The 902-nt window shown below is 74.2% G+C and carries 1 protein-coding gene; it reads left to right on the top strand.

Annotation, left to right across the window (positions count from 1 at the left end; genetic code table 11):
- Window positions 1-895: hypothetical protein (locus C1I98_RS46560; RefSeq protein WP_199537578.1), on the top strand; the 895-nt coding region annotated here is incomplete at its 5' end.
- Between the last annotated feature and the right edge of the window lie 7 nt (window positions 896-902).

Raw genomic sequence — 902 nt, 5'->3', positions numbered from 1 at the left:
GGCGGGGGCGCTCGGGCGGCTGGAGTCCTACGCCACCAGTCCGGACGATCCCGACTTCGTGCGGGCCTTCGTGGGCACGCTGGGCGGCGCGGGGGTCGCCGGGGTGCCGGGCGTACTGGTCTGGCGGATCGGCGACGCGCTCCGGAACGGCGACACCGCGCGGGCCGAACGGGTCGCGGCCCAGGCCCGGCGGGTGCTGACCCTGCTGTCGGCGGCCGTGGCCAGGGCCACCGACCCCGGCGACGCCGCCTTCGCCGGTGACGACCTGCTGACCGAGCTCGCCCGGCAGGGCAGAGCCCGGCACACCGTCTTCGGCGTGACCTACTACGGCTACCAGGCCCAGGCTTTGCTCTGGAGGTTCGGCGGCCATGCCTGGTCGCGCCGCTTCATGGAGATCGTCGGCCGCGACGCCATCGCCTTCGAGCGGGAACTGTACGCGGGCCGCTGGCAAGCCCGCGCCGGCCTGCTCGGCCTCGGCGCTCCTCAGGTGGCCCTGCTCGACCTCGCCGCGATGCTCGGCACCCGACTGCCGGGTGCCGGGGAGTCCGGCCGGGCCGTACTCGACGCCCTCTTCACCGCCGCCGCGCCCGACCCGGCCGCGGCCCAGGCCCTGCTCGATCACACCCCTGCGGGCTGGGGCCGCTCCACCCTCTCCTACCTGCTCACCACCCGCCTGGACGCCTTCGACCTCACCGGCGGCCACGCCTCCTTCGGCCGGTTGCTCCAGTCCGCCACAACCGGCCAGGACTCCGTCTCGGCGAACCTCGCCACCGAACTGGCCGCCACCCTCTCGGACCACCTCGACGGCGTCTTCGGCGTCGGCGACGACGGCCGGCTCACCATCGCCGACGCCGAAGACTGTCTCTTATACCCATCTGACGCTGCCGACGACTAGTCGAGTG

It is taken from the genome of Spongiactinospora gelatinilytica, from assembly GCF_003236385.1.
Lineage (GTDB): Bacteria > Actinomycetota > Actinomycetes > Streptosporangiales > Streptosporangiaceae > Spongiactinospora > Spongiactinospora gelatinilytica.
Note: the sequence above shows the minus strand (reverse complement) of the source record. Positions and strands in the feature narration are given on the sequence as shown.